The sequence below is a fragment of the Aeromonas crassostreae genome, assembly GCF_054052445.1.
Window position 1 is genome coordinate 1 of sequence record NZ_JBSTYM010000034.1, and the last position, 26,666, is coordinate 26,666.

The 26,666-nt window shown below is 63.3% G+C and carries 23 protein-coding genes and 3 pseudogenes; 18 read left to right on the forward strand and 8 right to left on the reverse strand.

Annotated elements, in window-relative coordinates:
- Positions 1-141 precede the first annotated feature (141 nt).
- Positions 142-804: a PepSY-associated TM helix domain-containing protein gene (locus ACW5W4_RS17650; RefSeq protein ID WP_456690278.1), complete on the reverse strand. Its 663-nt coding sequence runs from the start codon at positions 802-804 to the stop codon at positions 142-144.
- Between the two features lie 19 nt (positions 805-823).
- Positions 824-2,863 (reverse strand): TonB-dependent receptor, encoded by a 2,040-nt coding sequence (locus ACW5W4_RS17655; protein ID WP_456690263.1) that lies wholly within the window; start codon positions 2,861-2,863, stop codon positions 824-826.
- 369 nt (positions 2,864-3,232) lie between these two features.
- Here ACW5W4_RS17655 and ACW5W4_RS17660 point away from each other — a divergent pair.
- The 3 genes and pseudogenes from ACW5W4_RS17660 to ACW5W4_RS17670 form a co-directional block, all read left to right on the forward strand.
- A pseudogene (locus tag ACW5W4_RS17660) lies at positions 3,233-3,499 on the forward strand (N-acetyltransferase family protein); the annotation flags it as partial.
- 9 nt (positions 3,500-3,508) lie between these two features.
- Positions 3,509-3,751: pseudogene (locus tag ACW5W4_RS17665) on the forward strand (GGDEF domain-containing protein); the annotation flags it as partial.
- Positions 3,752-3,925: 174 nt separating this feature from the next.
- Positions 3,926-4,321: a hypothetical protein gene (locus ACW5W4_RS17670; protein ID WP_456690264.1), complete on the forward strand. Its 396-nt coding sequence runs from the start codon at positions 3,926-3,928 to the stop codon at positions 4,319-4,321.
- 106 nt (positions 4,322-4,427) lie between these two features.
- Here the strand turns inward: ACW5W4_RS17670 and ACW5W4_RS17675 are convergent, their stop codons facing one another.
- Positions 4,428-4,781, reverse strand: a complete 354-nt coding sequence (locus tag ACW5W4_RS17675; RefSeq protein ID WP_456690265.1) for a hypothetical protein — start codon at positions 4,779-4,781, stop codon at positions 4,428-4,430.
- Between the two features lie 216 nt (positions 4,782-4,997).
- Between ACW5W4_RS17675 and ACW5W4_RS17680 the strand changes: the two genes are divergently transcribed.
- Positions 4,998-5,720, forward strand: coding sequence for a response regulator (locus tag ACW5W4_RS17680; protein ID WP_456690266.1), 723 nt, complete (start codon positions 4,998-5,000; stop codon positions 5,718-5,720).
- Positions 5,721-5,724: 4 nt separating this feature from the next.
- On the forward strand, positions 5,725-7,101 hold the full coding sequence (locus tag ACW5W4_RS17685; RefSeq protein WP_456690267.1) for an ATP-binding protein: 1,377 nt from the start codon (positions 5,725-5,727) through the stop codon (positions 7,099-7,101).
- A 564-nt stretch (positions 7,102-7,665) separates the two neighbouring features.
- On the opposite strand, the gene cspE is transcribed toward ACW5W4_RS17685, so the two are convergent.
- Both cspE and yjbD read right to left on the reverse strand, forming a co-directional pair.
- Entirely contained in the window at positions 7,666-7,878 is a 213-nt protein-coding gene (cspE, locus tag ACW5W4_RS17690; RefSeq protein WP_005316548.1) for a transcription antiterminator/RNA stability regulator CspE, read from the reverse strand.
- 481 nt (positions 7,879-8,359) lie between these two features.
- Positions 8,360-8,644, reverse strand: coding sequence for a DUF3811 domain-containing protein (yjbD, locus tag ACW5W4_RS17695; protein ID WP_408796155.1), 285 nt, complete (start codon positions 8,642-8,644; stop codon positions 8,360-8,362).
- Between the two features lie 400 nt (positions 8,645-9,044).
- Here yjbD and ACW5W4_RS17700 point away from each other — a divergent pair, with 400 nt between their 5' ends.
- The gene (locus ACW5W4_RS17700) at positions 9,045-9,167 is read left to right on the forward strand and encodes a hypothetical protein (protein ID WP_408796153.1); all 123 of its coding nucleotides are present in this window, start codon (positions 9,045-9,047) and stop codon (positions 9,165-9,167) included.
- A 69-nt stretch (positions 9,168-9,236) separates the two neighbouring features.
- Here ACW5W4_RS17700 and ACW5W4_RS17705 read toward each other — a convergent pair whose 3' ends face one another.
- Positions 9,237-9,974 carry a substrate-binding periplasmic protein gene (locus ACW5W4_RS17705; RefSeq protein ID WP_456690268.1) on the reverse strand — a complete coding sequence of 246 codons (738 nt, stop codon included), beginning with the start codon at positions 9,972-9,974 and terminating at the stop codon, positions 9,237-9,239.
- Between the two features lie 167 nt (positions 9,975-10,141).
- Positions 10,142-10,714, reverse strand: coding sequence for a single-stranded DNA-binding protein (locus ACW5W4_RS17710; protein WP_041997390.1), 573 nt, complete (start codon positions 10,712-10,714; stop codon positions 10,142-10,144).
- A gap of 538 nt (positions 10,715-11,252) precedes the next feature.
- Between ACW5W4_RS17710 and ACW5W4_RS17715 the strand changes: the two genes are divergently transcribed.
- From ACW5W4_RS17715 to ACW5W4_RS17765, 11 genes and pseudogenes are all read left to right on the forward strand, one after another.
- Positions 11,253-11,897, forward strand: coding sequence for a LuxR C-terminal-related transcriptional regulator (locus ACW5W4_RS17715; protein WP_456690269.1), 645 nt, complete (start codon positions 11,253-11,255; stop codon positions 11,895-11,897).
- On the forward strand, positions 11,897-12,334 hold the full coding sequence (locus tag ACW5W4_RS17720; protein ID WP_456690270.1) for a curli production assembly/transport protein CsgE: 438 nt from the start codon (positions 11,897-11,899) through the stop codon (positions 12,332-12,334). The genes ACW5W4_RS17715 and ACW5W4_RS17720 overlap by 1 nt, the downstream gene beginning before the upstream one ends.
- 11 nt (positions 12,335-12,345) lie before the next feature.
- Positions 12,346-12,744: a curli assembly protein CsgF gene (locus ACW5W4_RS17725; RefSeq protein ID WP_427263240.1), complete on the forward strand. Its 399-nt coding sequence runs from the start codon at positions 12,346-12,348 to the stop codon at positions 12,742-12,744.
- 7 nt (positions 12,745-12,751) lie between these two features.
- Positions 12,752-13,606, forward strand: coding sequence for a CsgG/HfaB family protein (locus tag ACW5W4_RS17730; protein WP_427263241.1), 855 nt, complete (start codon positions 12,752-12,754; stop codon positions 13,604-13,606).
- A gap of 236 nt (positions 13,607-13,842) precedes the next feature.
- Entirely contained in the window at positions 13,843-14,364 is a 522-nt protein-coding gene (locus ACW5W4_RS17735; protein ID WP_456690271.1) for a curlin, read from the forward strand.
- Between the two features lie 34 nt (positions 14,365-14,398).
- Positions 14,399-15,973, forward strand: a complete 1,575-nt coding sequence (locus ACW5W4_RS17740) for a curlin (RefSeq protein WP_456690272.1) — start codon at positions 14,399-14,401, stop codon at positions 15,971-15,973.
- Positions 15,973-16,416 carry a curli-like amyloid fiber formation chaperone CsgH gene (gene csgH, locus ACW5W4_RS17745; RefSeq protein ID WP_456690273.1) on the forward strand — a complete coding sequence of 148 codons (444 nt, stop codon included), beginning with the start codon at positions 15,973-15,975 and terminating at the stop codon, positions 16,414-16,416. Before ACW5W4_RS17740 ends, csgH begins: the two co-directional genes overlap by 1 nt.
- A gap of 83 nt (positions 16,417-16,499) precedes the next feature.
- Positions 16,500-19,325, forward strand: a pseudogene (gene uvrA / locus ACW5W4_RS17750) (excinuclease ABC subunit UvrA); the annotation flags it as partial.
- 861 nt (positions 19,326-20,186) lie between these two features.
- Positions 20,187-20,798: an OmpW family outer membrane protein gene (locus ACW5W4_RS17755; RefSeq protein WP_427263245.1), complete on the forward strand. Its 612-nt coding sequence runs from the start codon at positions 20,187-20,189 to the stop codon at positions 20,796-20,798.
- A 175-nt stretch (positions 20,799-20,973) separates the two neighbouring features.
- Positions 20,974-22,953 (forward strand): methyl-accepting chemotaxis protein, encoded by a 1,980-nt coding sequence (locus tag ACW5W4_RS17760; protein WP_456690274.1) that lies wholly within the window; start codon positions 20,974-20,976, stop codon positions 22,951-22,953.
- Between the two features lie 8 nt (positions 22,954-22,961).
- Positions 22,962-24,425: an ABC transporter substrate-binding protein gene (locus tag ACW5W4_RS17765; RefSeq protein ID WP_456690275.1), complete on the forward strand. Its 1,464-nt coding sequence runs from the start codon at positions 22,962-22,964 to the stop codon at positions 24,423-24,425.
- Positions 24,426-24,517: 92 nt separating this feature from the next.
- On the opposite strand, the gene ACW5W4_RS17770 is transcribed toward ACW5W4_RS17765, so the two are convergent.
- Entirely contained in the window at positions 24,518-25,318 is an 801-nt protein-coding gene (locus tag ACW5W4_RS17770) for a GNAT family N-acetyltransferase (protein ID WP_456690276.1), read from the reverse strand.
- A gap of 327 nt (positions 25,319-25,645) precedes the next feature.
- Between ACW5W4_RS17770 and metF the strand changes: the two genes are divergently transcribed.
- Positions 25,646-26,536 (forward strand): methylenetetrahydrofolate reductase, encoded by an 891-nt coding sequence (gene metF, locus ACW5W4_RS17775; RefSeq protein ID WP_456690277.1) that lies wholly within the window; start codon positions 25,646-25,648, stop codon positions 26,534-26,536.
- The last annotated feature ends 130 nt before the right edge of the window (positions 26,537-26,666 follow it).

Here is a 26,666-nt window from a genome sequence, read left to right on the forward strand (position 1 = left end):
CCCCATCCCGGGCCGGTAATCCTTTGTTACCTCCTAGCCGCAAAAATGGCCCCATTCGTGGGCGGCAAGCCGCAGTGGCCCCCCCCCCCCCCAAGGCGCCGTGACCCCGTTCGGGACGAGAGCACGCGGGCCGGGGCGGGGTCAGAGCAGGGCCACCACCAGGGTGAGCAGGGCGCCTCCCAGCAGCAGTGCTATGCCCCGGCCGGCCGGGCCGTGCAGCTTGTTCCACATCAGCAAACTGGTGAGGGCCAGCAGCAGCATGACCAGGGCTACGAGATCGCCGACCAGTTGCCAGGGCAGGCCTGTACCCATGCCACGGTGCAGCCGGTTGAGGCTGGCGGCGAAGTTGGCCTGCTGCAACTCGGTGCGAACCAGCAGGGTCCCCTCCACATAGCTGGCGGCCAGGCTCTGGCGGAGGGTGACGCCGCGCAGCTCCCAGCGGGCTGGCAGGGTCATGGGGCCGGAGGGGGTGGGCAGGGTCTGGGGCGGGGTGATCTGGGGGCGTCCCTCGTCGATCACGTCCGGATAGCGTTGTTGCAACAGGGCTTTCAGCTCATCCGGGCTGGCCAGCGGCGCGGCCAGCGTTATCTCTTCGCTGGATTTCGCGGTGTGGGGGCCGGGCAGGGGCAGCACGGCCCTGTGTTGCAGCCAGAGGCCGGTCAGGCCGTAGATCAGCATCAGGGTGAGGGTGGCGAAGCCGGCCCAGGCGTGGATGCGGCGCACCCACTTGTTGTTGTGCAGGGGGAGTCTCTTGCGTGTCATCTTGCGCGCTTCATAAAAAACTGGCCAGCAGAGGCTGGCCAGAGGGAGGATGGGGATGGGATCAGAAGCGGTAGGCGGCGGTCAGGTGCAGCTGACGGGGCGTGCCCGGCATGATCTGGGCCGCGCTGGTGGCGCTGACGTAGTAGTCGTGGTCGGTCAGGTTCTCGGCGCTCAGCTGGGCTTCCCACTGCTGCCAGCGGTAGCCGGCGCGGGCATCGAAACGGGCATAGCCGGGCAGCACTGTGGTGTTGGCGTTGTCGGCGAAGCGATCCCCCACCGCCGTCACCCCGGTCTCGCCGAACCAGCCTTGCTTGCCGCTCTGGTAGCCGGCGAACAGCTGGCCGTTCTGGCGCGAGACGTTCATCGGCCGCTTGCCTTGCAGCGTCTCATCCGCCTTGACCTGCTCGGCATCCTGGATGGCGACGCCGCCGCGCAGGTAGAACTCGTCGGTCAGCTGGGCGCGGGCGCTCAGCTCGACCCCCTCGGTGCGCTGCAGGCCGGTGAGAACCACGCGAGTGGGATCCAGGGGATCCTTGCTGCGCTTGTTGTACATCTCCAGGCGATAGAGGGAGAGGGTGGTGGCCAGGCGGCCATCCAGCCAGTCGCTCTTCACCCCGCCCTCGTAGAGCCGGGTGTGCTGGGGATCCAGGTTGTTGTTCTTGTCCCCCGGGGTGAGGCCGATGAGCTCGCCGCCCACCGGGGTGAAGGTCTTGCTGTAGGAGGTGTAGAAGGCGTGCGCCTCGATGGGGTTCCACACCAGGCCCAGGCGCGGGCTCAGGCTGGTGACCGAGAGGGTCTGCTCCTTGTCGAGGTCGTTGCGCCGGCTGGTGACGGTGAAGTCGTCCCGGCGCAGGCCCGCCACCAGGTGCCAGTCACCCAGGCTGAGCTGATCCTGCAGGTAGAGACCGACCCCGCGCACCTTGTGGCTGGCGTCGCTGGCGAGCTTCATGGCGCCGTCATGGGTGGGCAGGGAGTCCGGATCATAGAGGTTGCCGGCCGGGATCGGGCTGGCGTTCTGGTAGAGCTTGGGAGTGCGTTCCTGCCAGCTCTGCTCCAGACCCACCAGCAGGCGATGGCCGACGGGGCCGGTCTGCAGCTGGCCTTCGGCTTCCGTGTTGCTGATGAGGCTGCTGGCCTTGAGATCCTGCTGCCAGCGGGCACGGTTGACCTTGTCCCCCTTGACGCTGGTGACATAGGTGTTGTCGAACTGGCTGTCGAGGCTGGTGTAGCCCAGCTGCTGGCGCAGCTGCCACTGATCGTTGATGTCCCAGCTGAGGCGGGATCGGGTGGACTGGGCCAGATCGTCGATGAAGTCGCGGCGGGTGTCGCTGTAGACGTTCTCGATGGGGACATCCGCCGGACGACCATCGACACCGGGAATGCCGCGATCCGGGGTGCGATCGTGCTCGTTGCGCTCGTACTGCACCAGCCAGTTCAGGGTGTCGGTGATCTCCCAGTTGACGGAGGGGGCCAACAGGGTGCGCTTGCTGGTCACGTCGTCACGAAAACTCTCCTTGTCCTCCTGGGCCAGGTTCAGGCGCAGTTGCACCCGCTCCCCCGCCTCGCCGTTGAGATCCGCGGCGAAGCGTCGGCTGTCGAAGTTGCCGACCCGGGCGCTCACGCTGGAGGCCTGCCCCCTCTGGGGGACCTTGCTGACCCGATTGATGATACCCCCCGTGCTGCCACGGCCGTAGAGCACGGCGGCGGGGCCCTTGAGCACCTCGACCCGCTCTATGTTGCCAAGGTCGCGGGTGTACTGCATGTCGTCGCGAAAACCGTCCAGATAGAAGTCGTTGCTGGCACTGAAGCCGCGGATGTTGACGCCGTCGAAGCGGGTGTCACCGCTGGCGTTGACCCCGGGGATGCCGGTCAGGGCCTCGCTCAGGGTGGGCTGGCCGAAGGCGGTCAGCTCGCTGGCCGAGGCGCTGTCGATGCTCTGGGGCACCAGCTTGGCCGGGGTATTGGTGCGAGTGGCGGTGGCGACTTCGTCGTGCTGGCTGCGTTTGCCAAAGACGGTGATGCTGTCGTCGGCCTGGGCGCTGGCGCTCAGGGACAAGAGGGCGGCCCACACCAGGGTATGGGTCTGATTGAGGTGTTGCATGTGTTGATCGACTCGAGAAAGGTGGCCTGAACTTATTGATTTATTTGTAATTATTAAGGTCTCCCCATTTCGGGAGGATGCTAATGATATTGATTTTCATTAGCGTAGCAAGGAGAAGATGACAAATATCCGCCCCCCGGGCGGCAGCGGCCGATGAGCGGTGTCAATCGAGCCGATATTGTGTATCGGGCGAGTCTTGGCGTCGACGAGACGGGGGCTTAGTATCGGGACATGGCGCCCAGGGCGTCGCCATGGCACAGCAGAGACGGAAGGAACAGGGACATGACAGGGATCATCAGGGCAGATCTGCATGACCGGCACCATGGCGAGGCCCTGGTCTCGCTGCTGGACGCATACGCCAGAGACGAGATGGGGGGTGGCAGCCCGCTGGCGGAGGAGGTGAAGGCGCGGCTGGCGGCGACCCTGGCCGAGCGTCAGGGAGCCCATGTGCTGCTGGCCTGGGTCGATGGCCAGCCCGCCGGGGTGGCGACCTGCTTCGAGGGGTTCTCCACCTTTGCCTGCCGTCCCTTGCTCAATATTCACGATCTCGCCGTGTACCCTGCCCATCGCGGCCGGGGTCTGGGCAAGGCGCTGCTCGCCGAGGCGGAGCGCCTCGCCCGGGAGCTGGGGTGCTGCAAGCTGACCCTGATCCTGCTGCCCGGCCTGCATGGGACCGGGCTCTGCCTGGTCGCCGAGCGCATTCGTCGCGCCGTGGCCGAGATGGTGGGGGAGGCGCTCCCCACCGGGCTTCGCATCTCCGTCAACCTGGGGACCACCGAGGTGTTGCCCGGGGAAGAGGTGGACGCCGTGCTGGCCCGCGCCGACGAGTGGCTCTATCGCGCCAAGGGGGCTGGGCGCAACCGCTCGGTCCACTGCCCGCCTCTCTGAGCCCAACATGACCTGGCCAGGGCCCCTGCCTCCGGCCTCGATCTGGGTTTTGGTTCTCCGGGGTGTCGCTATTGATGGGTTTCATTGTTGTCCTTTTTGTCCGTGCCCACCTTGACGAACGGGATTGCGACCTGTTCTCATGCCCCCCTTGTTGTTATCGATTGGAATCATGTCATGAAGAAAGTCTTACTGGTTGCCCTGACCTCACTGCCGCTGTTTGCCCATGCGGGCCTGTTCGATGCGGTCACGGACGCCGTCGCCGACACCACCAAGGAGATGGCCCTCGGCGCCGCGGACAGCTACACCAACGAGGCGGTGCAAAAGGCGCTGGGGATCAAGGAGGGGGTCTCCACCCGGGCGAGCATCAAGGAGCAGTTCGGCGAACCGGCCAGCACCGACAAGGAAGAGCAGCTGGAGCTGTGGTACTACGACATGACCAGCCTGAGCGAGAGTTCCCCTGTCCTGGCCCAGACCGGCAAGGCGCTGGTACCGGACCTGGACAAGAAGCGGGTGGTGATCCGCTTCGAAGGCGAGACGGTCAAGAACCTGCGGGTGGTGGACAAGGCATAAGCCAGCCGGCTTCCCTGGCGGTGTGACTGGGGTCACCCCCTTGGGGCGGGATGCAGAAAAACAACAAGGGGCCGGTCGGCCCCTTGTTCTATCTGGTGTTGCGGATTTACTGGTGCGCGTCGGCGAAGGCCTTCATCGCCTCGGCATGCTTGGTCATGCCCTCGGCCCGCTCCCCCAGCCGCTTGACGAACTCGGCCTGCTTGGCCGGATCCTCTATCTTGTCGTAACGCTGCTGCAGGTGAGCCTGGATCTCCGCCGGCGTCATCTGCTGCATGCGCGCCATGCGATCGTGGCGCTTGTGATGCTTGCCGCCCATGCCATCCATGGGACCCCCCATGGGGCAGTCGACGGCGGGACGCCCGGCCGGCGCGGTGGCAACGGCTTCGCTGGTGGCATAGGCGCCCAGCGGCAGGCCCAGGATCAGGGTGGCGGTCAGCAATGTCTTGGTCAGTTTTTTCATGTTTATCTCCTCGGGGGATGAATCTGGGGTCGGCGTCTTGCCTTGACCTCAAGTAAACACCCAGTCCGTGTCTGAACTTTGCCAGCCCGGCGCTTTTTTGTAGCAGAGTGTGCCACCTTGCCCATTTGCCACAGTTTGACACAAACCCCCCGGGGGATTTTCGTATAATCGGGCCAGTTCCCCCTGTTCCCCTTTGCTTGATAGAGAGCTGCCGTCATGAATCAATTGCACACCCATATCCTGGTGGTCGATGACCACGGTGAGATCCGCGATCTGCTCAAGCGCTTCCTGGAGCAGCATGGCATGCGGGTCAGCTGTGCCCGCGACGGGCGGGAGATGAAGAAGCTGCTGGAGGAGCGGGAGTTCGATCTGCTGGTGCTCGATCTCATGCTGCCCGGGGAGGATGGCCTCACCCTGTGCCGCGAGCTGAGGGTGAAGTCGAATCTGCCCATCATCATGCTCACTGCCATGGGGGAGGAGACGGACCGCATCATAGGGCTGGAGATGGGGGCCGATGACTATCTCGCCAAGCCGTTCAACCCGCGCGAGCTGCTGGCCCGGATCAAGGCGGTGATGCGCCGCACCCAGGCGGATCTGCAGCCGGTCGCCGAGATCCTGTCCCGGGACTTGCGCTTCGATCGCTGGCTGCTCGACATCAATCGCCGCGAGCTGGTCGACGAGGACGGGGTGGGGCTCAGCCTCTCCACCGCCGAGTTCGACTTGCTCAAGGTCTTCCTGGAGCGGCCCCAGCGGGTGCTGAGTCGGGATCAGTTGCTGGATCTCGCCCGTGGCCGGGAGGCGGTGGCCTTCGATCGCGCCATCGACACCCTGGTGAGCCGGCTGCGGCGCAAGCTGGAGCGCGACCCCAAGAACCCCGAACTCATCAAGACCATCTGGGGCGGCGGTTACCTGTTCGCCGCCGATGTGACCCAGGCGTGATCCCATGAACTTCTTCAAGCGACTCTGGCCCAAGGGGCTCACCGGGCAGATAGTGCTGGTGGCCCTGGCGGGGCTCATCCTGATCCAACTGCTCAGCATCCAGATCTACCGCTCGGACCGGGAGGAGGCGCTCGGCTTCGTCAACAGCCGCAACGCCATGCAGCGCATCGTCTCAGTGGTGCGCCTGCTGACCCTCTCCCCCCCCGAGCTGCACCGGGAGATATTGAAGGCGAGCCGCAGCGAGACCCTGTTTCTGCGCCTGGCCCACGAGCCGCTGCAGCCGGACAAGCGCAGCCCCCGCTTCGAGGCGCTGGTGCGCAGCAAGCTGGGCTATCCCCCCGGGTTGATGGTGGAGATCAGCGCCGAACTCAGCAAGGATGCCCCCCGCAGCCGAGCCTGGCGCCATCATGTGCGGATGATGGACGATCGCAAGGGGCCGCCGCCCCAGGACATGCGACTCTATGGCTCCATCGAGCTGCCCGGCGGCCAGTGGTTGCAGTTCAGCTCCCTGGTGGACAAGGAGGCGGGGGCCTGGTCCCTACGCACCACCTTCAACCTGCTGCTGGTGGCCAGCCTGGTGATCGGCCTGATGATCTGGCTGTTTCGTCGCGCCACCCGTCCCCTCAAGCAGCTGGCCCACAACGCCGACAAGCTGGGGCGCGGCGAGGAGACGGCCCTGCTCAAGGAGGAGGGGCCCACCGAGATCCGCGATTCCATCCAGGCGTTCAACCGCATGCATACCCGGCTCGAACGCTTCGTCCAGGACAGGACCCAGATGCTGGCCGCCATCTCCCACGACCTGCGCACCCCCATCACCAGCCTGCGGCTGCGCAGCGAGTTTCTGGCCGATGGCGAGGACAAGGAGCGCATCCAGCAGACCCTGCAGCAGATAGAGCAGATGCTGGCGGCCACCTTGAGCTTCGCCCGGGACGAGGGCACGGAGGAGCAGACCCGGGAGCTGGATCTGGTCAGCCTGCTGGAGAGCCTGTGCGACGATTATGCCGACACCGGCCAGCCGGTGCACTTCGTGGCACAGGGCAAGCTGGTCTATGCCTGCCGCGCCAACGCCCTGCGCCGGGTGCTGCAGAACCTGATCGGTAACGCCCTCAAGTATGCGGGCCAGGTGGAGGTGCGCCTCGACCCCGGCCCCCACGAGTTGCTGATCCGGGTGATGGATCAGGGGCCCGGCATCGCCAGTGAGCGGCTCGAGGAGGTGTTCAAGCCCTTCGTGCGTCTGGACGAGGCGCGCAATACCGCCTCGGGCAGCGTGGGGCTGGGGCTCTCCATCGCCCGCACCCTGGTGCATCAACATGGCGGCGAGCTGACCCTGCACAATCGCCCCGAGGGGGGGCTGGAGGCCAGGATCAGCCTGCCGCGCTGAGGGCCGCCCCCGCAAATGAAGCAGGCCCGCACTCGGCGGGCCTGCTTTATTTTCTGGCAAGGACAGATCAGAACGGGTCGCTCAGCCCCAGGTTGTCGCGGCGCCCATCCAGCATGGTGCCATGGCTGGCGTCGTCCACCGTCTCGCCCGGCAGCTTGTCGATGCCGGCGGTGACGCCCAGCGAGTGATCCCCCGGGTCTGGGCATGGAGCTCGGCGGGGAGCAGAGCATCTTCATCTGCCTATCCGGCTTGCGGTTTTCTCTTTGCTGCACCCTGGGCCAGAAGTGGTCTTGATTGTACGCTGGGGAGACTTGCCGCTGCTCAGGGGGCGCTGGTTTGGCCGCAATGGGTTCATCCAGCTTGGAGGCCCTGTCTTGTGTTTGCGCTCGCCTCGAGTCAGGTTGAACAGGGCAGTGTTGCTGGGTATCACCTGTTCGGTGCTCGCCGAGCGAAGAGGATGGCGGATATCCAGACGACAAAAAACCCGCCGAGGCGGGTTTTTTTAAATTCTTGCAAGTGGTCAGTCAGCAGGCACAAGCCTGGTTACCGGCCTCTCGGCTTGAATTACAGACCAACTACGTTGGCAGCAGCCGGGCCTTTCTGGCCTTGCTCGATGGTGAACTCAACGCGCTGACCTTCGTCCAGGGTTTTGAAGCTGGTGGACTGGATGGCGGAGAAGTGTACGAACACGTCTTTGCTGCCGTCAGCCGGGGAGATGAAGCCAAAACCTTTTTCAGCGTTGAAGAATTTAACGGTACCAGTCATTTTGTTAGACATAATAATTTCCTTTTGAGTGTTTAAGTGCCATATGGCAATTTATGATTTTTCGTCAGAATACGTATGGCGCACTAAACAAGGAGAATTATTTGATAAGGGAAATCGAGGATAACTCTTATCTAATCACTGCTTTACTAGAGACTACCTAACATAATGTGGTCTGAACTACCGAACCATCGAGAAAGATTAAAACACGCCCCCTCTTCGATAGCAATCTTTATCTCGCCAATCCTTTTTTTCTGCAGCCATTCTGGCGGTGAAATCTTGCTGAAAAAGGGCGGGAATCATCCGCTGGATGTGGGCGGATCGAGAGCGAGATCCTTGGCCAGCCTGCCCTGGCGGGGATCATCACACCCATCATGAGCCATGACGAGAGGGCGCAACATGAGGGTGAAAAAAACTGAAAAAAAGCAGGTGATGGTGCAGGCCGGGGGGCGGGATCACCAAGATCGCCCGACCCCGGAAGCAACTGCTGGCAGGCTCAGCGGCGGCCGCGGAACTTGCCACTGACGGAATCAATCCAGCTGAAGGTCTCTGGCAGAACCTGATTGCGCGCCCGCTCCTTGGCCTTCTCGCGGGCGATGCGGGAGGCCTCCTTGGCGGCTTCGGCGCGATCGGCCACTATCTTGAGGCGACCCTCTTCCCGGATCTTGTTGCGCTCGCCATTGGTCAAGGGATGATCCGCATTGGCCTGTGCCTTTTGCAGCAGTTGGGTTATTTCGGCCTTTTCTTTATCGGTGAGATCTTTCATTTCCAGCTTTTTCACGGGGCTCTCCTGGCAAGTTAGTAATGAAGCACCTTATCACATTTCGTTGATTATTTCTTATTCCCCTCTTGCCATTGGATTTTACCCTTGTCATCTGAGTCATTATTTTCTCTCAAGGGGTTGTTGCGGTAAAAAATAGTGACTCGAACAGGTGGGCGCTTAAATTTATCCCCCTGGCCAGGCAATAAATAAAATAACGATAGATATGAGTGGCTTGCCCCGGTTCATGGCCAATTGCTTGCTCAATCTGGGCCCCCGATGGGGGTGGATCCTGGCTCAGGTTCAGGGGTATGCTGGGGTCGCCCCTGTTTGCTGGGGGCAAATCAGTACTCGTAGTTAACGATTCGGATGGCAACAGGGGCCTGGCCCCGTGTGTCGGTCACATTTTTGGAGTTTGATGATGAGTAACAAAGAACATCACAACGGCAAAGATGGCAAGAAGAAGCCGCAGATGTCACTGAAGGAAAAGCGCGAGGCCAAGCGCCAGAAAGCCGATCTCAAGAACGGCAGCGCCATGAAGTAACTCAGCTCAGCCGAGCCAGTACCAAAAGCCAGCCCTTGCGCTGGCTTTTCTATGGCCGGACCTCCCCCTTCAGGGGCTGGCATCATAGTCGGCAAAGATCTGCTGATAGCGGCCATCGGCGCGCATGGTCAGCAGTGCCCGGTCGAAATGATCCCGCACCGCCGCACTGCGAAAGGCGAAGTGATAGAGGGTGGGAGCGAACAGGGAGTGGGTCAGGATCTGCGCCCGGGCGGCATGTGGGGCTCCGGCGGGTTGTGGCTGCAGCCGATCCAGAAAGTAGTGGAAGACGCGCTCTTCCATGATCACCGCATCGACCCGGCCGAGCAGCAGCTGACGCACCTGTGTCTGCTGTTTGGCCACCTCCTCGTAGCGGGGATTGCGGGCGGCCATGGCGGCAAAGTCCGGCCCCAGCACCCGAGTGGCTCGCTGAAAGGCGGTCACCCTCATGGTCGCCAGGGCGTCCAGGTTCATGAGCGTGAAGGGGGGCAGGGTGAAGACCTGGTTGCGAAAACGGATGACGGGGCGGGAGAGAAAGGCGGTGTCCAGCATGCCGGGCTTGACGTTGATGATGGCATCCAGCTTGCCGTCGGCCAGCATGCGGAAGGTACGTTCCAGGGGCAGATACTGGAAGTCGAGCCGATATTCGCTGCCTTCGAAGGCGGCGCGCAGCAGATCCAGCTCTATGCCCCGGCCCTGTTCCTGTATCACATAGGGGGGGATGGCGAAGCTGACGCCGACCTTCAGTGGTTGGGCGCTCAGATGCCCGCTCAGCAAGAGGGCAATGATCAGGATGGCGCGTGCGATCATGGTGTGCCTGCCTCGTTGTCACCCGTCTGCATCATAGCGAATTCCCCACAACGGCAGGGAGCGCGGTCAGCGGATAGGTCAACAGAGGGGAAGAGTGCAGCTCGGCTGCGACAGTCATGGACATGGAAAAAGGCCCTGAATGGTCAGGGCCTGGTCGCAGGTATTTTTTAAAAAGGAATGTCGTCGTCGAAGTCCATCGGCGGCTCGTTGTAGACCGGCGGCGCGGACTGGGGCTGCTGCTGCGGGCGGCTGTAGCCTCCCTGCTGCATGTTCTGCTGAGGCGCGGCGGGGCGCTGCTGCATGTTCTGCGCGGGAGCGGCCTGCTGCGGCTGACCCCAGTTGCCCTGGGACGGCTGGCCGCCCATGCCTTGACCGGCGCCACCCTGGGGGCGACCACCCAGCATCTGCATCACGCCACTGAAGCTGTCTACCAGTACCTCTGTGGTGTAACGCTCCTGGCCGCTCTGATCTTGCCACTTGCGGGTCTGCAGCTTGCCTTCGACATAGACCTGGGAGCCCTTCTTCAGGTATTCGCCCGCCACTTCGGCCAGCTTGCCCATGAACACCACGCGGTGCCATTCGGTGCGCTCTTTCTGCTCACCGGTCTGCTTGTCGCGCCAGGTTTCGGAGGTGGCCAGGGTGATGTTGGTCACGGCACCGCCGCTCGGCATGTAGCGCACTTCCGGGTCTTGTCCCAGGTTACCGATCAGAATGACTTTGTTGATGCCTCGACTGGCCATAATCTCTCTTCCACCTTTATATACCGACCAGCTGTCTGGTCTGAATGTCACACAATATTGCCGCCGCACAGGGCTGGTGCCGTCTCAATCGGCGTCTGCCACTCGCCTATCGCCAACCGGGACCGAGCCCGGTCATCGACATCCGATTAGCCGGCAATAGTAACAGTTGATGCCCGGGATAGCACATCTTTAGCGCGACCGGGCCGCTTTGGCTCGCCCCGGGCCGTTTCAGGTTACGCTAGCCTATTTGCCGGTCGCCGGACAAGTGACCCGGGCCACAACCCTGCGGCGAGGGGGCGTCTGACAGCACTATCATGACCCGTCGTTGATCCAACATGCCTCATTTTCCCCCCAAATAGGGGGCGCATCCTAGTCCGCTGTATTGTCTGGAAAAAAGTGCGTTTTAATCCCATTTGGTCGGCGTCTCATACTTTTTTAATGCTGTGCAAAAATAGGGGGTTGTTACTCTCTTGCGACCATTCCTGGCACCCGAAAAACGAAAACGAGCCAACCGGCGCACAGTTCAAGGAAGAGCCCCATGACGACAGTGACCCCCTTGGTCCTCGTGACCGAAGGCAATGTGCAGGCGACGACCTTTACCAGCTACCTGATGGCGCAAGTGGGTCAACCCATCACGCTGATCAGCCAGCCGGATCAGCTGTTGACCATGGGGGAGTGCAGCCTGTTTCTGATCGATCTGGATTACCTCAAGTCGAGCCAGCAGTTCGGCTGGCACAGGGCCATCGCCGCCTTCGACTCCGCCAGCACGGTGCTGCTCAATGCCCCCAACAGCACGGACAGGGATCTGCTGCTGATGTGGCCCAACACCAGCGGCCTCTTCTTTCGCCAGGATCCCCTGGATCGCCTGGTGGCCGGGATCCGCAAGGTAATGGCGGGGGAGTTCTGGATCCCCCGTCATCTGATGTGCGAGCTGGTCAACTACTACCGGCAGGGCAACGAGCCCGCCCAGCGCCACCAGACCCTGCTCACGGTGCGCGAGCGGGAGATCATCCGCTACCTGATGACGGGGGCCTCCAACACCGAGATTGCCGACAGCCTGTTCGTCAGCGAGCACACCATCAAGTCCCACCTCTATAACGTCTTCAAGAAGCTGAACGTCAAGAACCGGTTGCAGGCGGTGAGCTGGGCCAAGGATTACCTCGATTTCACGAGCTCCCACTGATGCGGGCCTGGTTGCTCTGCCTCTGGCTGGCCGCCGCCCCCCTGCTGGCCGCTGACGAGGATGTCAACGCGCCCCTGGAGTCCCTGCAACCCGAGCAGGAGAACGACAGGATAGAGATAGGGGGCCTGGTGATCGATCGCACCTTCACCCGCTTCGGCCAGGGGTTCTATCACCACTTCAGCCGGCTGCGGGAGGATGAAGACCCGGACGGCCGGGAGAACCTCACCATTCATGAGCGGCCGACGGCGCGTTGGGGGAGCCTTGTCTGGGTAACCCATAACCGCAAGGTGCTGTTCAAGACGGCGCTCTCGCCGGTGCGCAGCCAGGGAGAACTGGCGGCGCAGCAGGCCTGGGGCCAGGTGAGCAAGATTTTACGGCAACAGAAGGTGGCCATGCTGTTCATGGACACCTTCGATCTGGAACACGATGAACTATAAGGACATGGCATATGTGCTCTCGCCTCCTGCTCCTGGCCCTGACGGTCACCCTGACCGCCTCCGCCTCCGAGCTGATCTATCGCCCCATCAACCCCAGCTTTGGCGGTAATCCCCTCAACAGCAGCCACCTGCTGGGCACGGCCAATGCCCAGAACGATTACAAGGATCCCTCCGCCGGTGGCAGCAGCGGCACCTCGGCCCTGGACAGGCTCACCTCCAGCCTGCAGTCGCGGCTGGTGAGCCAGCTGCTGGCGGACATAGGCCAGGATGGCAGCCAGGGCGGCAGCCTGGTCACCGACGAGTTCGCGATCAATGTGGTGGACGAGGATGGCACCCTGGCCATCTCCATCACGGACAGAGCGACGAATGAAACCACCCTGATCGAAGTGAATGGCCTGATCGCCGACTGAGGATGCTATGAAACGGATACCCCTGTTCGCCGCCCTGCCCCTGGTGGCCCTCCTGTTTGGCCTCGGCGGCTGTGCCACCCACATCGGCTCCCCCGAGCCCGATGAGAAGGCGACCCTGATGCCGAGATCCATCTCCTATAAAGAGCTGATCAGCCTGCCCAAGCCCAAGGGCAAGATAGTGGCCGCCGTCTACGACTTTCGTGACCAGACGGGCCAGTATTTGCCGGCGCCGGCCTCCAACTTCTCCACCGCGGTGACCCAGGGCGGGGTCGCCATGCTCAGCACGGCGCTGTGGGACTCCCAATGGTTCGTTCCCCTGGAGCGGGAGGGGCTGCAGAACCTCCTGACCGAGCGCAAGATAGTGCGGGCGACCCAGAACAAGCCCAATGTGCCCGGCAACAATCAACAGCAGCTGCCCTCCCTGGTGGCGGCCAACATCCTGATCGAGGGGGGCATAGTCGCCTATGACAGCAATGTGCGTACCGGCGGGGTGGGGGCCAAGTATTTCGGGATCGGGGCGAGCGGGGAATACAGGGTCGATCAGGTCACCGTCAACCTGAGGGCGGTCGATATCCGCTCCGGTCGCATCCTCAACAGCGTCACCACCGCCAAGACCATCCTCTCCCAGCAGGTGCAGGCCGGGGTATTTCGCTTCGTCGAGTACAAGCGGCTGCTGGAGGCCGAAGCCGGGTTCAGCACCAACGAGCCGGTGCAGATGTGCGTCATGTCCGCCATCGAATCGGCGGTGATCCGCCTCATCGCCAACGGGGTGCGGGACAACCTCTGGCAGCTGGCCGATGCCAGGGATCTGGACAACCCCATACTGCAGGGCTATCTGCAAGACAGCGCCCCCATCCTCTGAGGCGGGATCAGCCACTCAGGCGGCCTGTCTCAGGCCTCCCCATCTGCTCTTCAAAGGCCCGCTCAGGGCCTTTTTTCATGACGCCTGCCATGGAGAGGGCCGCTCTCAGCCTCTTCTCACACTTTCTTCCCAGGACGGGCCGAGATCCGAATCAGCCTCGAATCAGCTGTGTGCCTGATGGTCGCCCGGCCGGGGGCTGGGGATACTGGACCCGCACTTCAAAAAGGTAATCACAGATGAAATACCTGACGCCTCTCCTGATGACCCTGAGCCTGCTTGGCCTGCCCGTGGCGGCGCAGGATCTCGCCCCGGCCAGCGAACTGGGACAAGACAACGAACTCGAGCTGTTGCAGCGCGGGGAGGGCAATCAGGCCCGGCTGTGGCAACTGGGCACGGACAACGAGCTGTTGCTCGGCCAGTCGGGGAACGACAACCAGGTGCGCCTGATGCAGCGCGGGGATCGGCAGCGGCTGAGCCTGGAGCAGGTCGGCGACAGCCACTGGGTCGATGCGGTCCAGCTCGGGGTCGGCAACAGTGCCGAGCTCTACCAGGCCGGCGTCGGCAACCAGATCTGGTTGTGGCAGCAGGGCCTGGACAACCAGGCCTGGATCAGCCAGAGCGGGTATGACAATCGGGCGCGGGCGGTTCAGCTCGGTGATGGCAATCTGGCCACCATAGAGCAGAGCGGCAGCGGCCTGGCGGCCACCGTCATTCAGGCGGGGGTCAACCAGCAAGTGAGAGTAGTCCAAACCAACTGAGCTCAGGCTCACACCAAAGCACGAGAGGGAAATCATGTTCAAACGTACCATCATCGCCTCCGCCGTATTGCTGGCTACTTCCAGCGTCTGGGCGGCCTCCGCCAACAACCAGGCCACGGTCACCCAAACCGGCAGCAACAACCTGGCCACGGTCGAGCAGATCGACGACAGCAACCACAACGAGGCGAGCATCAGCCAGCTGGGCGCCGACAACGAGGCGAAAACCATCCAGAAGAACACCAGCCAGTCCGAGGCCAGCGTGGCGCAGGTCGGGGTCGGCAACGACGCCCTGGTGACCCAGGAGTCCAGCACGGCGGGATCCCTGGCCCAGGTCGCGAGCACGGGCAACTTCAACGTCGCCACCGTGACCCAGCAGGTGTTCAACGAAGGATCCCATGCCTCCGTGGCACAGATCGGCAACCACAACAACGCCGACGTGATGCAGGACAACGGTGATGGTGCCAGCTCTACCGTGAGCCAGCTGGGCAACCACAACGAAGCCAACCTCGACAACTATTGGTCCGACAAGGCCATCGCCAACGTCAGCCAGCTCGGCAACGGCCATGAGGCCAGCGTCTCCCAGCGGATCGCCGATGGCGCCGAAGCCCAGGTCGCCCAGTCCGGCAGCCTGAACAAGGCCAGCGTCACCCAGGCCACCAACCACTATGGCTATGCCTATCCGGAGGGAACCCTGGCAAAGGTGACCCAGTCTGGCAGTGGCAACGAGGCCCTGGTCGACCAGCGCGATCTCGATAACAAGGCCTATGTCACCCAGAGCGGCGTCGATGGCTATGTGAGCACGGCCCAGTCCGGCTCGGCGGCCGGTGAGGGCAACACCCTGACCGCCAACCAGGCCGGCAGCAACGAGCGCGCCACTCTGACTCAAGTGGGTAACCGCAACGAGATCGAAACCAGTCAGACCGGCCATGACGATGGGGTGACCATCGATCAGCTGGGGGATGACAACCTGGCCATCGCCTATCAGGGCGGCGCCGGCGAACAGGCCAGCATACTCCAGGTGGGTGAAGGCAACCTGGCCGATACCGAGCAGAAGGGGGCGGGCAACCAGGCCAGCATCAATCAGCAGGGCAATGGCAACGATGCCGTGGTCAAGCAGCTGGCCAGCAGCACGGATGGTGTGGTGACCATAGATCAGCACGGGAATGACAACTACGCCAACGCGGAGCAGGAGGCGGGCAGCAACAACCGGATCGCCATCGACCAGCAAGGAGATCGCAACCAGGTGGCGGCCGCCCGTGACGTGGCAGGCAAGGGCGCCTGGACCTGGGGGTCGGACAACGAGCTGACCGTGGCCCAGACCGGGAATGACAACTGGGCCTATGCCGATGCGTCCCACTCGGGTTCGACCGTGACCGTGACCCAGACCGGGGACATGAACAGCGCTTCCGTCGAATCCTATCTGGGCAGCGACAACGAGCTGAGCGTCAGCCAGACCGGCAACCACCATGTGGCCGATGTCTACGTCAATGCCGGCATGAATGGCGGCAACAACCTGGTCGATGTGGTGCAGACCGCCAGCTACAATACGGCTCAGGTCGATGTGTACGGCAGCAACAACCAGGCTTATGTCTACCAGGGCGGCAACTGATGCGTCTCATGTTCGGGGGCCTGCGGGCCCCTTTTTCATTTTCGCTGCGGCGCGGGCGTCACCTCTGGCGGTGCCTGCTGCCCCTGCCATTGCTGATGACCCTGGCCGCCCGGGCCGAGGAGAGCGAGATGACCCCAGTCCCCAATGTGCAGTTCAATGCCATATCGACCCCGACCGGCCTCTCCCTGGCCCCCACCCTGCACAGCGACCAGGCCCTGACCCTGGGTTTCACTCTGGATCTGTGGAGCGAAGGCGCCGCCGGGCAGAGCCACCAGCGCCAGGGAGGGCAGGTCACACTGCTCCCCGATCGCCCCCATGGCCTGGGCCGGCTGAGTCTGGGGTTGAGCTGCCCCTACCGGGTCAGGGTCAGGGTGCAACTGTGGCAGGGGGAGGCGCTGCTGACCGAGCAGGAGCAGCATTTCAGCTGCCCGCAACGGGCGTGATTTCCCGCCTGGACTGTCTATTCATCCAGTAGTCTCTATGCCATACTGGCCCGCTCTGGTTCTCGTATCGAGCGCGCAACAAGATGGAAAAAATCGTGATCCGGGGTGCCCGCACCCACAACCTCAAGAACATCAACCTGACTCTGCCCCGCGACAAGCTGATCGTGGTCACGGGTCTCTCCGGCTCCGGCAAGTCCTCCCTGGCGTTCGATACCCTCTATGCCGAGGGGCAGCGCCGCTACGTGGAATCCCTCTCCGCCTATGCCCGCCAGTTCCTCTCACTGATGGAGAAGCCGGACGTGGACCACATTGAGGGGCTGTCGCCTGCCATCTCCATCGAGCAGAAGTCCACCTCCCACAACCCGCGCTCGACCGTCGGCACCATCACCGAGATCTACGACTACCTGCGCCTGCTGTTCGCCCGGGTCGGCGAGCCACGCTGCCCGACTCACGCCATCCCGCTCGCGGCCCAGACCATCAGCCAGATGGTGGATCAGGTGCTGGCCCAGCCCGAAGGGGCCAAGCTGATGCTGCTGGCTCCCGTGGTGCGCAACCGCAAGGGGGAGCACAGCAAGCTGCTGGAGAACCTGGCGGCCCAAGGCTACATCCGCGCCCGCATCGACGGCGAGGTGTGCGACCTCTCCGACCCCCCCGCCCTGGAGCTGCACAAGAAGCACACCATCGAGGTGGTGGTGGATCGCTTCAAGGTGCGCGATGACCTGGCCCTGCGCCTGGCCGAGTCCTTCGAGACGGCGCTGACCCTCTCCGGCGGCATCGTACTGGTGGTGCCCATGGACGGGGAGGAGCAGGTGCAAGCCATGACCTTCTCCGCCAACTTCGCCTGCCCGGAGTGCGGCTACTCCATGTCGGAGCTGGAGCCGCGCATCTTCTCCTTCAACAACCCGGCCGGCGCCTGTCCCACCTGTGACGGCCTCGGGGTGCAGCAGTATTTCGACCCAGCCAAGCTTATCCACGATCCGGGCCAGAGCCTGGCTGGCGGCGCCATCCGTGGTTGGGACAAGCGCAGCTTCTACTACTTCCAGATGCTCAAATCCCTGGCCGATCACTACAAGTTCGATCTGGAGACCCCCTGGGGGGATCTGCCCGCCCGGGTGCAGGAGGTGGTGCTGCGCGGCTCGGGTCGCACCGAGATCGAATTCCGCTACATGAACGATCGCGGCGATGTGGTGGTGCGCAAGCACCCCTTCGAGGGGATACTGCACAACATGGAGCGGCGCTACCGGGAAACCGAATCCAACTCGGTGCGCGAAGAGCTGGCGAAATACATCGCCAACAAGTCCTGCACCAGTTGCGGCGGCAGCCGGCTGCGGGAAGAAGCGCGTCACGTCTTCGTCGACAACCGCAACCTGCCCGCCATCGCCGAGCAGTCCATCGGTGACGCCCTCGCCTTCTTCGAAGGCTTGAACCTGACCGGCCAGCGCGCCCAGATAGCCGACAAGATCCTCAAGGAGATCGTCGAGCGGCTCGGCTTCCTGGTGAATGTCGGCCTCAACTACCTGAGTCTGTCCCGCAGCGCCGAGACCCTCTCCGGCGGCGAGGCCCAGCGGATCCGGCTGGCCAGCCAGATCGGCGCCGGCCTGGTGGGGGTGATGTATGTGCTGGACGAACCCAGCATAGGCCTGCACCAGCGGGACAACGAGCGGTTGCTGGGCACCCTGACTCACCTGCGGGATCTCGGCAACACGGTGATCGTGGTGGAGCATGACGAGGATGCCATCCGCCTCGCCGACCACGTGCTCGACATAGGCCCTGGGGCCGGCGTGCATGGCGGCGCCATCGTCGCCCAGGGCACGCCGGAGGAGATCATCAATAACCCCGAGTCCCTGACCGGCGACTACCTCTCCGGGCGCAAGGAGATTGCCGTGCCGGCCGAGCGTACCCCGCTCACCGACCGCTGGCTCAAGCTCAAGGGGGCGAGCGGCAACAACCTGCGCAACGTCAACCTGGATCTGCCCATCGGGGTGATGACCTGCGTCACCGGCGTCTCCGGCTCCGGCAAGTCGACCCTGATCAACGACACCCTGTTTCGCATCGCCCACCGGGAGCTCAACAAGGCGACCGAGTCCACCCCGGCCCCCTATCGCAGCATCGAGGGGCTGGATCAGCTGGACAAGGTGGTGGACATCGATCAGAGCCCCATCGGCCGCACCCCGCGCTCCAACCCGGCCACCTATACCGGCCTGTTCACCCCGATCCGCGAGCTGCTCTCCGGCACCCAGGAGGCGCGCTCCCGCGGCTACCAGCCGGGTCGCTTCTCCTTCAACGTGAAAGGGGGCCGCTGCGAGGCGTGCCAGGGGGATGGGGTCATCAAGGTGGAGATGCACTTTTTGCCGGACGTCTACGTGCCCTGCGACGTCTGCAAGGGCAAGCGCTACAACCGCGAGACCCTGGAGGTGAAGTACAAGGGCAAGAACATCCACGAGATCCTCGAGATGACGGTGGAGGATGCCCGCGCCTTCTTCGACCCTGTCCCTGCGGTGGCGCGCAAGCTGCAGACCCTGATGGACGTGGGCCTCTCCTACATCCGCCTCGGCCAGTCCGCCACCACTTTGTCCGGCGGCGAGGCGCAGCGGGTCAAGCTGGCGCGGGAGCTCTCCAAGCGGGACACCGGCAAGACCCTCTACATCCTGGACGAACCGACCACGGGCCTGCACTTCCACGACATCCAGCAGCTGCTTAAGGTGCTGCACCAGCTGCGGGATAGGGGCAACACCATGGTGATCATCGAGCACAACCTGGACGTCATCAAGACCGCGGACTGGGTGGTGGATCTGGGGCCGGAAGGGGGCGCCGGCGGTGGCCGCATCCTGGTGACGGGCACCCCGGAGCAGGTGGCCAGGAACAAGGAGTCCCACACGGCCCGCTTCCTGGCCCCCCTGCTGGCGAAGCAGGCGGCCAGGACATCGACCAGCCAGCCTGCACGCAAACGCAAGGCGCAAAAGAGCGAGCAGAGCGAGTGACGGCCAGCCGTCCTGTTCGGTGAGGACGCGCTGCCAGCGTCCAGCGAGAGGGGCCTGATGGCCCCTCTTTGATATGGGGGGGCCTGATGGCCCCTCTTTGATATGAGGGGCTTGATGGCTCCTCTTTGGCATGGGCGCCTGATGGCCCCTCTTTGATATGGGGGCTTGATGGCCCCTCTTTGATATGGGGGCTTGATGGCCCCTCTTTGATATGAGGGGCTTGATGGCTCCTATTTGATATGGGGGCTTGATGGCCCCTCTTTGATATGGGGGCCTGATGGCCCCTCTTTGATATGGGGGGCCTGATGGCCCCTCTTTGATATGAGGGGCTTGATGGCTCCTCTTTGATATGGGGGCCTGATGGCCCCTCTTTGATATGAGGGCCCTGTGGGCTCCTCTCTGACATGGGCGCCCAGGGCACCCGGCTCGGCGAGGGATGGCGGTCAAGGGAGGCGTATCAGGCGCCATGACGGCCGGATAAGGGTGGCGGCGGGAAATATAGCCGGGTGGCGCGCGGTGCGGCAGGCGGCGAATAAGCCACCTGGATCACAGAACCTATATTCACTCTGCCGCTTAAAGTTGAAATTATATTCACGCTAAAAGTTAAAGTTATTAAAAATCAAATCGTTGTGAGTGAAAATAAGATGGATCACGCATCATTTAAGCTATTTCGTACATCTATCTATTTATTGGTAACTTTTGCGCCAAATCAATAACCAGCCCGTCACATCCTTTTATAGTCGCCTTGCTTACAACCCAGAATGAAAAACTAAAAAAGGAAACTTGGTGATGAACAAATTTCTTCCCCTGATGCTTGCAGCCGCCTTTACCGCCCCCGCCATGGCCCACCAGGCCGGCGACATCCTGGTGCGTGGGGGCCTGGCCTTCGTCTCTCCCCAGGAGAGCAGCGACGATGTGCTGGGCACGGGCGAGTTCCAGGTCGATGACGACATGCAGCTCGGGCTGACCCTCTCCTACCTGATCACCGACAACTGGGGGGTCGAATTGCTGGCGGCCACCCCCTTCTCCCACCGGGTGAGTACCCCGGAGCTGGGGGAGGTTGCCAAGGTCAAGCACCTGCCGCCGACCCTGATGGCGCAATACTACTTCGGCGATGCCCAGAGCAGGGTGCGTCCCTATGTGGGCATCGGCATCAACTACACCACCTTCTTCAGCGAGAAGGGCAAGGGCGCCCTCGATGGGGCGGACGTGAAGCTGGATGACTCCTGGGGCGTGGCGGGTCAGATCGGCCTCGACATGGCGATCGACGATCGCTGGTTCGTCAACGGCTCCGCCTGGATCATGGACATAGACACAGAGGTGCACGTCAATGGCGGCGAGGGGATCAAGACCTCCATCGACCCCATGGCCTTCATGGTCGGCGTCGGCTATCGCTTCTAATGATACCTACTTGCACTGCACGTCCTTTTCGCCCGGCTGCGCCGGGCTTTTTTGTGGGCGTCTATTGATTCCCTTGCCATAAAAACATCATAAATTCACCTCTCCCACCTCCACTAATGGGCCGCCCGGCCGATATCCCCTGTACTGTCTCTTTCCCAACGAGTGAGGATGTCTCATGGGTTTGTCTATCGTGCAGCGGATCATCGCCGGATTCGTGCTGATGCTGCTGTTGCTAATCCTGCTGGGGGCCGTCAGCGCCCTCAAGATCCGGGGGATCAGCCAGGGTCTCTCCCAGGTGTCCGATACCGCCACCCCCCTGGTCATCACGGTGGCTGGCCTCAAGGGGGCGCTGCAGGACAGCAACCGCTGGGTGCTGGAATACCGCGCCAGCGAACAGGCAAGCAAGCTGCCTGAGCTGGCCGGCCGCTTCCAGCAGCAAGAGGCAGGCTTCAAGACCCTGAGTCAGCAGATGGGGCGTTTCACCGAGCTGGCCGAGGCACGTCAGCGTTTCGCCGGGGTGGAGCAGGCCACGGGGCAGTTCTACGGGTTGGCCGAGCAGGTGATGGCCCAGCATGGCCAGTGGCTCGCGCTGCTGGCGCGACGCCAGCAGCTGGAGATGGCCTTCATTCGCCTGGAGGATACCTACCAGTGGGCCGCGGATCTGCTGCTGCAGCAGGCTGCCGCCAAGCGATCCATGCGCAACAAGGCCGAACTCATCACCTCCGGCATCGCCCGGGATCTGAAGAACATCCGCCGCGCCGATGGGGAAACCGACCTCAACGCGCTGGAGCGGGTGCTCGGCAAGGACATAGAGATGGCCCGCAAGCGGCTGGAGCGGGTCGATGTGCCCGCCGACGTCAAGCAGCGCTTCGTCTCCAATCTGGACAGGATGCAGGAGCTGGCCCTCGGCAAGCAGGGGCTGCTCGCCACCATGCGTCAGGGTCAGCAGCTCGCCGCCTCCCTGGATCAACTCAACTTGCAGCTGGATGCCGCCCTGGTCAGCAGCCTGAACCTGCTCGACGAGATGGGCAAGAGTGCGGGCGCCATCGCCAGCGAGAGCCGCGCCCTGGCCGATGATGCCGTCAGCAGCGCCAGCGTCTGGATCCTGCTGGTGGCCGCCGTCTCCGCCGGCGCCGCCCTGCTCATCGGCTACACCACGGCCCGCAGCATTCAACGCCCCTTGCAGCGCATCGACCATGAGCTCGGCCTGATGGCGGCCGGGGACATGACCCGCCGCATCGACTACCAGAGCCGCTGCGAGTTCGGCAGTCTTTCCCGCTCCATCGACACCCTGGCGGGCAAGACGGGGGAGCTGCTCGCCCAGATCAATGCCGGTTCCCGCCATCTGGTGGAGGAGGCGAGCCGCGCCGCCGAGATAAGCGATCGGGCCATGGCCCGGGTGCAGGATCAGAAGAGCCAGACCGATCAGGTGGCCGCCGCCATCACGGAACTGGAGGTGAGCGCCACCGAGGTGGCCCGCTCCACCGATGGCACCCGGCACGAGGTGGATCTCGCCGACGAGGAGGCGAAGGCCGGTCGCCATCAGGTCGCCGCCACCCGCCGCCTCACCGAGGAGCTGGCCGGGGCTATGGCCGAGGCGATGGGCATCACCCACAAGCTGGGGGAGTTCAGTCACAACATCGGCAGCATACTCGACGTGATCCGCGGCATCGCCGAGCAGACCAACCTGCTGGCCCTGAACGCCGCCATCGAGGCGGCCCGGGCCGGTGAGGCCGGTCGCGGCTTCGCTGTGGTGGCCGACGAGGTCAGGGCCCTGGCCAACCGGACCCAGACCAGCACGGAGGAGATCCAGGCCATGATCGAGAACCTGCAGAGCGCCAGCGACCAGGTGGTCGAGGTGATGGCGCGCAGCCAGGAGCAGACCGGCAGCTGCGTCGATCAGACCCGCCAGATGGATGCCGCCCTGCAATCCATCGCCGATCGGATGAGCGCCATCAAGTCGATGGCGGATCAGGTCGCCCACGCCGCCCAGGAGCAGATCTCGGTCAGCCAGGGGGTGGCGCGCCACATCGCCGGCATCGCCGAGGTGGCCTACGAGACAGAACGGGAAGCGCGCCAGTCGGCAGGCAGCAGTGAAGTGCTGGCGGATCTGGCGGGCAAGCAGCAGCAATTGATCGCCCATTTCAAGGTATGAGAGGACTTATGGCTAACAAGTGGATCGGGGCCCTGAGTCTCCTGGTATGTGGTCAGCTGATGGCCAGCGAGCTGGTGATCGAAAGCTGGCGCATCGATGACAAGGCCCTGTGGGAGCAGAAGATCATCCCGGCCTTCGAGGCCGCTCACCCCGGCATCCAGGTGAGATTCAACGGCGTGCAGAACGTCAGCTACATGCCGACCCTGTGGGCCAGCCTGAAGGCAGGCAAGGCGGGGGATCTCATCACCTGTCGCCCGTTTGACGACTCCCTGGCCCTGTTCAAGGCGGGCCATCTGGCCGAGCTGACCGAGATGGCCGGGATGGAGAACTTCCCGAGCTTTGCCCAATCTCCCTGGCAGACCGACTCGGGGGCGCAGACCTTCTGTGTGCCCATGGCCTCCGTCATTCACGGCTTCTTCTACAACAAGGCGATCTTCAGCGAGCTGGGGCTGACCGTGCCCCAGACCCGTGACGCCTTCTTCGCCGCGCTGGACAAGGTGAAGGCCGATGGCCGCTATGTGCCGCTCGCCATGAGCGGCAGCGAGAGCTGGGTCGCCTCCGAGCTGGGTTTCCAGAACATAGGGCCCAACTACTGGCAGGGGGAGGATGGACGGCTGGCGCTGATCGACGGTCAGGAGCGGCTCGACAACCCGCAATACGTCAAGGTGTTCGAGGAGCTGGCCCGCTGGCGCACCTATCTCGGCGAGGGGGGCGAGAGCCGCGACTATGCCGCGACCAATGAGCTGTTCACCTCCGGCAAGGCCGCCTTCTATGCGGCGGGATCCTGGGAAATCGCCCCCTTCACCGGCAAGCTGGACTTCGGGGTGATGCCGCCCCCCGTGGCCAGGCAGGGGGACGGTTGCTTCTTCACCGATCACACCGACATCGGCATGGGGCTCAACCCCGCCAGCAAGAACAAGGAGGCCGCCATGGCCTTCCTGCAGTGGCTGACCAGTGCCCAGTTTGCCGAGCTGTATACCAATGCCCTGCCCGGCTTCTTCTCCCTCTCCAACCACTTCTTCGAGGTGGACAACCCGGCGGCGCGGGAGATGATGGAGTGGCGGGACAAGTGTGACTCCACCATCCGGGTCGCGACCCAGATCCTCTCCCGGGGAGAACCCAAGCTGGGGGATGAGTTGGCGAGCCAGAGCCAGGCGGTGTTGCTCGGCAGCCAGACGCCCCAGGGGGCGGCGAGCAAGCTGGAGCAGGAGCTGAAGGGCTGGTATGGCCCCCATCAGGGCAACCAGGGCAAGAAGGGGGCGCCCTGCCTGTGCGAGGCCCCGGCCCCGGCGCCGAGCGATGCGGCTCCTGGCCCGGTGATCCAGGCGGCCGCGAGCGTGCCGGATCAGACCCCGCTTCCCGCCCAGGCTGCCGTGGCGTCGGCCCAGGGCACTGCCGAGGCGGCGCCATTGCCTGCGGCCCCTCTGCCCGGCGTCGAGGCGGCTCTGGCCCAGGCCCTGGAGAGCCAGTGACCAAGAGGGCGCGGCCCGCTGCGGCCGGGGCTGAGTGATGCAACTGAAACGGGAGGCCTTGGCCTCCCGTTTCAGTTGGATGTGTGCGGGGATCAGATCGCCTCGTCCCTGGGCCAGCGGCACAGGCTGGCGATGCGGGCCCTGGGGGTGAAGCCCAGGTCACGGTAGACCTTCTGGGCGTGATACTGCTCATCCGCCACTATCACCAGGGAGGGTACCCGGGCCAGGCCCTGGGTGGCGACCCGGGCCAGCAGCTGCTTGCAGCATCCCTGATTGCGCCAGGCCCGCCGGGTGCGTACCAGCTGGAAGCGACCCTGACTGGCGGTGAAGAAGAGGCCGCAGCTCGCGACCAGTTCGCTGCCATGCCAGAGTCCCCACCAGTCGCCGAGGCCGTCGGCTATCATGGCCTGATAGAGACGCTGGCGGTTTTCCAGATAGGCGAGGTAGCGCTCGGCCGGGTAGTCGGGCTCACGCTCCTCCAGCTCGAGGGCGAGCCAGTCGGCCCACTCGCTGGCCGCCAGGGGGCGCACAGTCAGCTCGGGTCTGGCCGGGGGGGCGATCAACCGATCAGAGGTCAGGGTCAGCACCACGCACTCCATGTACTGGTAGCCGGTGGCGACGAAGCCGGCGACCCGGCTGTTTTGCCCCTCGGCCAGGGGCCACTGGAAGGTGCGATGCCGAAGCCCGGCATCCCGGGCCACCAGGAGATCGAAGCTCTGCTCCAGCCAACCCTTGTCCCGATCGCTCGGGGCCGTGTTCAGCAGCAGATAGTTGCCGAAGTAGTAATCGGGGGCAGAAGGGGTGCGCACCGCCCAGAAGCCGGGGTACTGGCTGACCTCGCCCTGATAGCGATCGAACAGCAGGTCGGTAGCGAAGCCGGGGTGGCTATCCATGATGAGCTCCTCTTGGCGGATACTGGGTTATCGGCAGGGGAGGTTGGATATTGAAAAGGGGCCGGAGTCGGGCTCCGGCCAAACAATCACACGCAGATTCAGAACGTCCAGGACGATCCGTCGCCATCATAACCCGAGCCAAACGCTTTTGGCATGGGAGCCAACTCGCAATAACGAGATAAATAAGTCTGCATATGGCTCCCTTTGTGCCGTTTTACATTTCCTGGTTGACATTCGAACGCTTTATCTTAAAGATAGCAAGACGTTTAGACGTCCAGACATTCACCGGCGTCATGAAGAGCAGCGAGCAGGTCAGGGAGTAGAGGAATGGGATTTCACAGTGCACGTCAGGTTGAGGCACTCAACCAGAGTCTGGCCGATTTGAGCGGCGATATCGGGGTCAGCTTCGAGTTTTTTCCACCCAACAGCGAAGGGATGGAGAATACCCTCTGGCAATCCATAGAGCGGCTCAAGGTACTCGAACCCAAGTTCGTCTCCGTGACCTATGGCGCCAACTCCGGCACCCGGGATCGCACCCACAAGGTGATCAAGGACATCAAGGAGCGCACCGGCCTCATTGCCGCGCCGCACCTGACCTGCATCGATGCCAGCCGCGACGAGCTGAGAACCATTGCCCGTGACTACTGGAACAGCGGCATTCGTCACATAGTGGCACTGCGCGGTGATCTGCCCCCCGGACTCGACAAGCCGGACATGTATGCCACGGATCTGGTGGCCCTGCTCAAGGCGGAGGCGGACTTCGATATCTCGGTGGCGGCCTACCCCGAGGTGCACCCGGAGGCGCGCAGCGCCCAATCCGATCTGCTCAACCTCAAGCGCAAGATAGATGCCGGTGCCAACCGCGCCATCACCCAGTTCTTCTTCGACGTGGAGACCTACCTGCGCTTTCGGGATCGCTGCGCCGCCATCGGCATCGATGCCGAGATAGTGCCGGGCATATTGCCGGTCTCCAACTACCAGACCCTGGCCAAGTTCGCCGGCTTCACCAACGTCAAGGTGCCGCGCTGGATGCACCAGCGCTTCGAGGGGCTGGATAACGATCAGATGACCCGCAACCTGGTGGGCGCCAGCATCGCCATCGATCAGGTCAGGGTACTGAGCCAGGAGGGGGTGAAGGATTTCCACTTCTATACCCTGAACCGCTCAGAGCTGACCTACGCCATCTGCCACACCCTGGGGGTGCGCCCCAAGGGGTGAGCCCCATCAGCCTCCAGCAAAAAGCCAGCCCATCGGGCTTAATGCCGATCAGTTAAGGATCCATTGACCGATCCTCCTGATGTGTAAAAATCCGAAACCTGTTGATTTGGTTTCGGATTTTTTATGCGTA

Bases quoted from the DNA above. Each gene is read 5' to 3' on its own strand.
- ACW5W4_RS17765 (WP_456690275.1), top strand. From the start codon at position 22,962: ATGGCTAACAAGTGGATCGGGGCCCTGAGTCTCCTGGTATGTGGTCAG.
- ACW5W4_RS17710 (WP_041997390.1), bottom strand. From the start codon at position 10,714: ATGGCCAGTCGAGGCATCAACAAAGTCATTCTGATCGGTAACCTGGGA.
- ACW5W4_RS17730 (WP_427263241.1), top strand. From the start codon at position 12,752: ATGAAACGGATACCCCTGTTCGCCGCCCTGCCCCTGGTGGCCCTCCTG.
- ACW5W4_RS17675 (WP_456690265.1), bottom strand. From the start codon at position 4,781: ATGAAAAAACTGACCAAGACATTGCTGACCGCCACCCTGATCCTGGGC.
- ACW5W4_RS17705 (WP_456690268.1), bottom strand. From the start codon at position 9,974: ATGATCGCACGCGCCATCCTGATCATTGCCCTCTTGCTGAGCGGGCAT.
- ACW5W4_RS17770 (WP_456690276.1), bottom strand. From the start codon at position 25,318: ATGGATAGCCACCCCGGCTTCGCTACCGACCTGCTGTTCGATCGCTAT.
- ACW5W4_RS17720 (WP_456690270.1), top strand. From the start codon at position 11,897: ATGCGGGCCTGGTTGCTCTGCCTCTGGCTGGCCGCCGCCCCCCTGCTG.
- ACW5W4_RS17725 (WP_427263240.1), top strand. From the start codon at position 12,346: ATGTGCTCTCGCCTCCTGCTCCTGGCCCTGACGGTCACCCTGACCGCC.
- ACW5W4_RS17670 (WP_456690264.1), top strand. From the start codon at position 3,926: ATGAAGAAAGTCTTACTGGTTGCCCTGACCTCACTGCCGCTGTTTGCC.
- ACW5W4_RS17740 (WP_456690272.1), top strand. From the start codon at position 14,399: ATGTTCAAACGTACCATCATCGCCTCCGCCGTATTGCTGGCTACTTCC.
- cspE (WP_005316548.1), bottom strand. From the start codon at position 7,878: ATGTCTAACAAAATGACTGGTACCGTTAAATTCTTCAACGCTGAAAAA.
- ACW5W4_RS17685 (WP_456690267.1), top strand. From the start codon at position 5,725: ATGAACTTCTTCAAGCGACTCTGGCCCAAGGGGCTCACCGGGCAGATA.
- ACW5W4_RS17700 (WP_408796153.1), top strand. From the start codon at position 9,045: ATGAGTAACAAAGAACATCACAACGGCAAAGATGGCAAGAAGAAGCCG.
- csgH (WP_456690273.1), top strand. From the start codon at position 15,973: ATGCGTCTCATGTTCGGGGGCCTGCGGGCCCCTTTTTCATTTTCGCTG.
- ACW5W4_RS17755 (WP_427263245.1), top strand. From the start codon at position 20,187: ATGAACAAATTTCTTCCCCTGATGCTTGCAGCCGCCTTTACCGCCCCC.
- metF (WP_456690277.1), top strand. From the start codon at position 25,646: ATGGGATTTCACAGTGCACGTCAGGTTGAGGCACTCAACCAGAGTCTG.
- ACW5W4_RS17655 (WP_456690263.1), bottom strand. From the start codon at position 2,863: ATGCAACACCTCAATCAGACCCATACCCTGGTGTGGGCCGCCCTCTTG.
- ACW5W4_RS17680 (WP_456690266.1), top strand. From the start codon at position 4,998: ATGAATCAATTGCACACCCATATCCTGGTGGTCGATGACCACGGTGAG.
- ACW5W4_RS17735 (WP_456690271.1), top strand. From the start codon at position 13,843: ATGAAATACCTGACGCCTCTCCTGATGACCCTGAGCCTGCTTGGCCTG.
- ACW5W4_RS17715 (WP_456690269.1), top strand. From the start codon at position 11,253: ATGACGACAGTGACCCCCTTGGTCCTCGTGACCGAAGGCAATGTGCAG.
- ACW5W4_RS17760 (WP_456690274.1), top strand. From the start codon at position 20,974: ATGGGTTTGTCTATCGTGCAGCGGATCATCGCCGGATTCGTGCTGATG.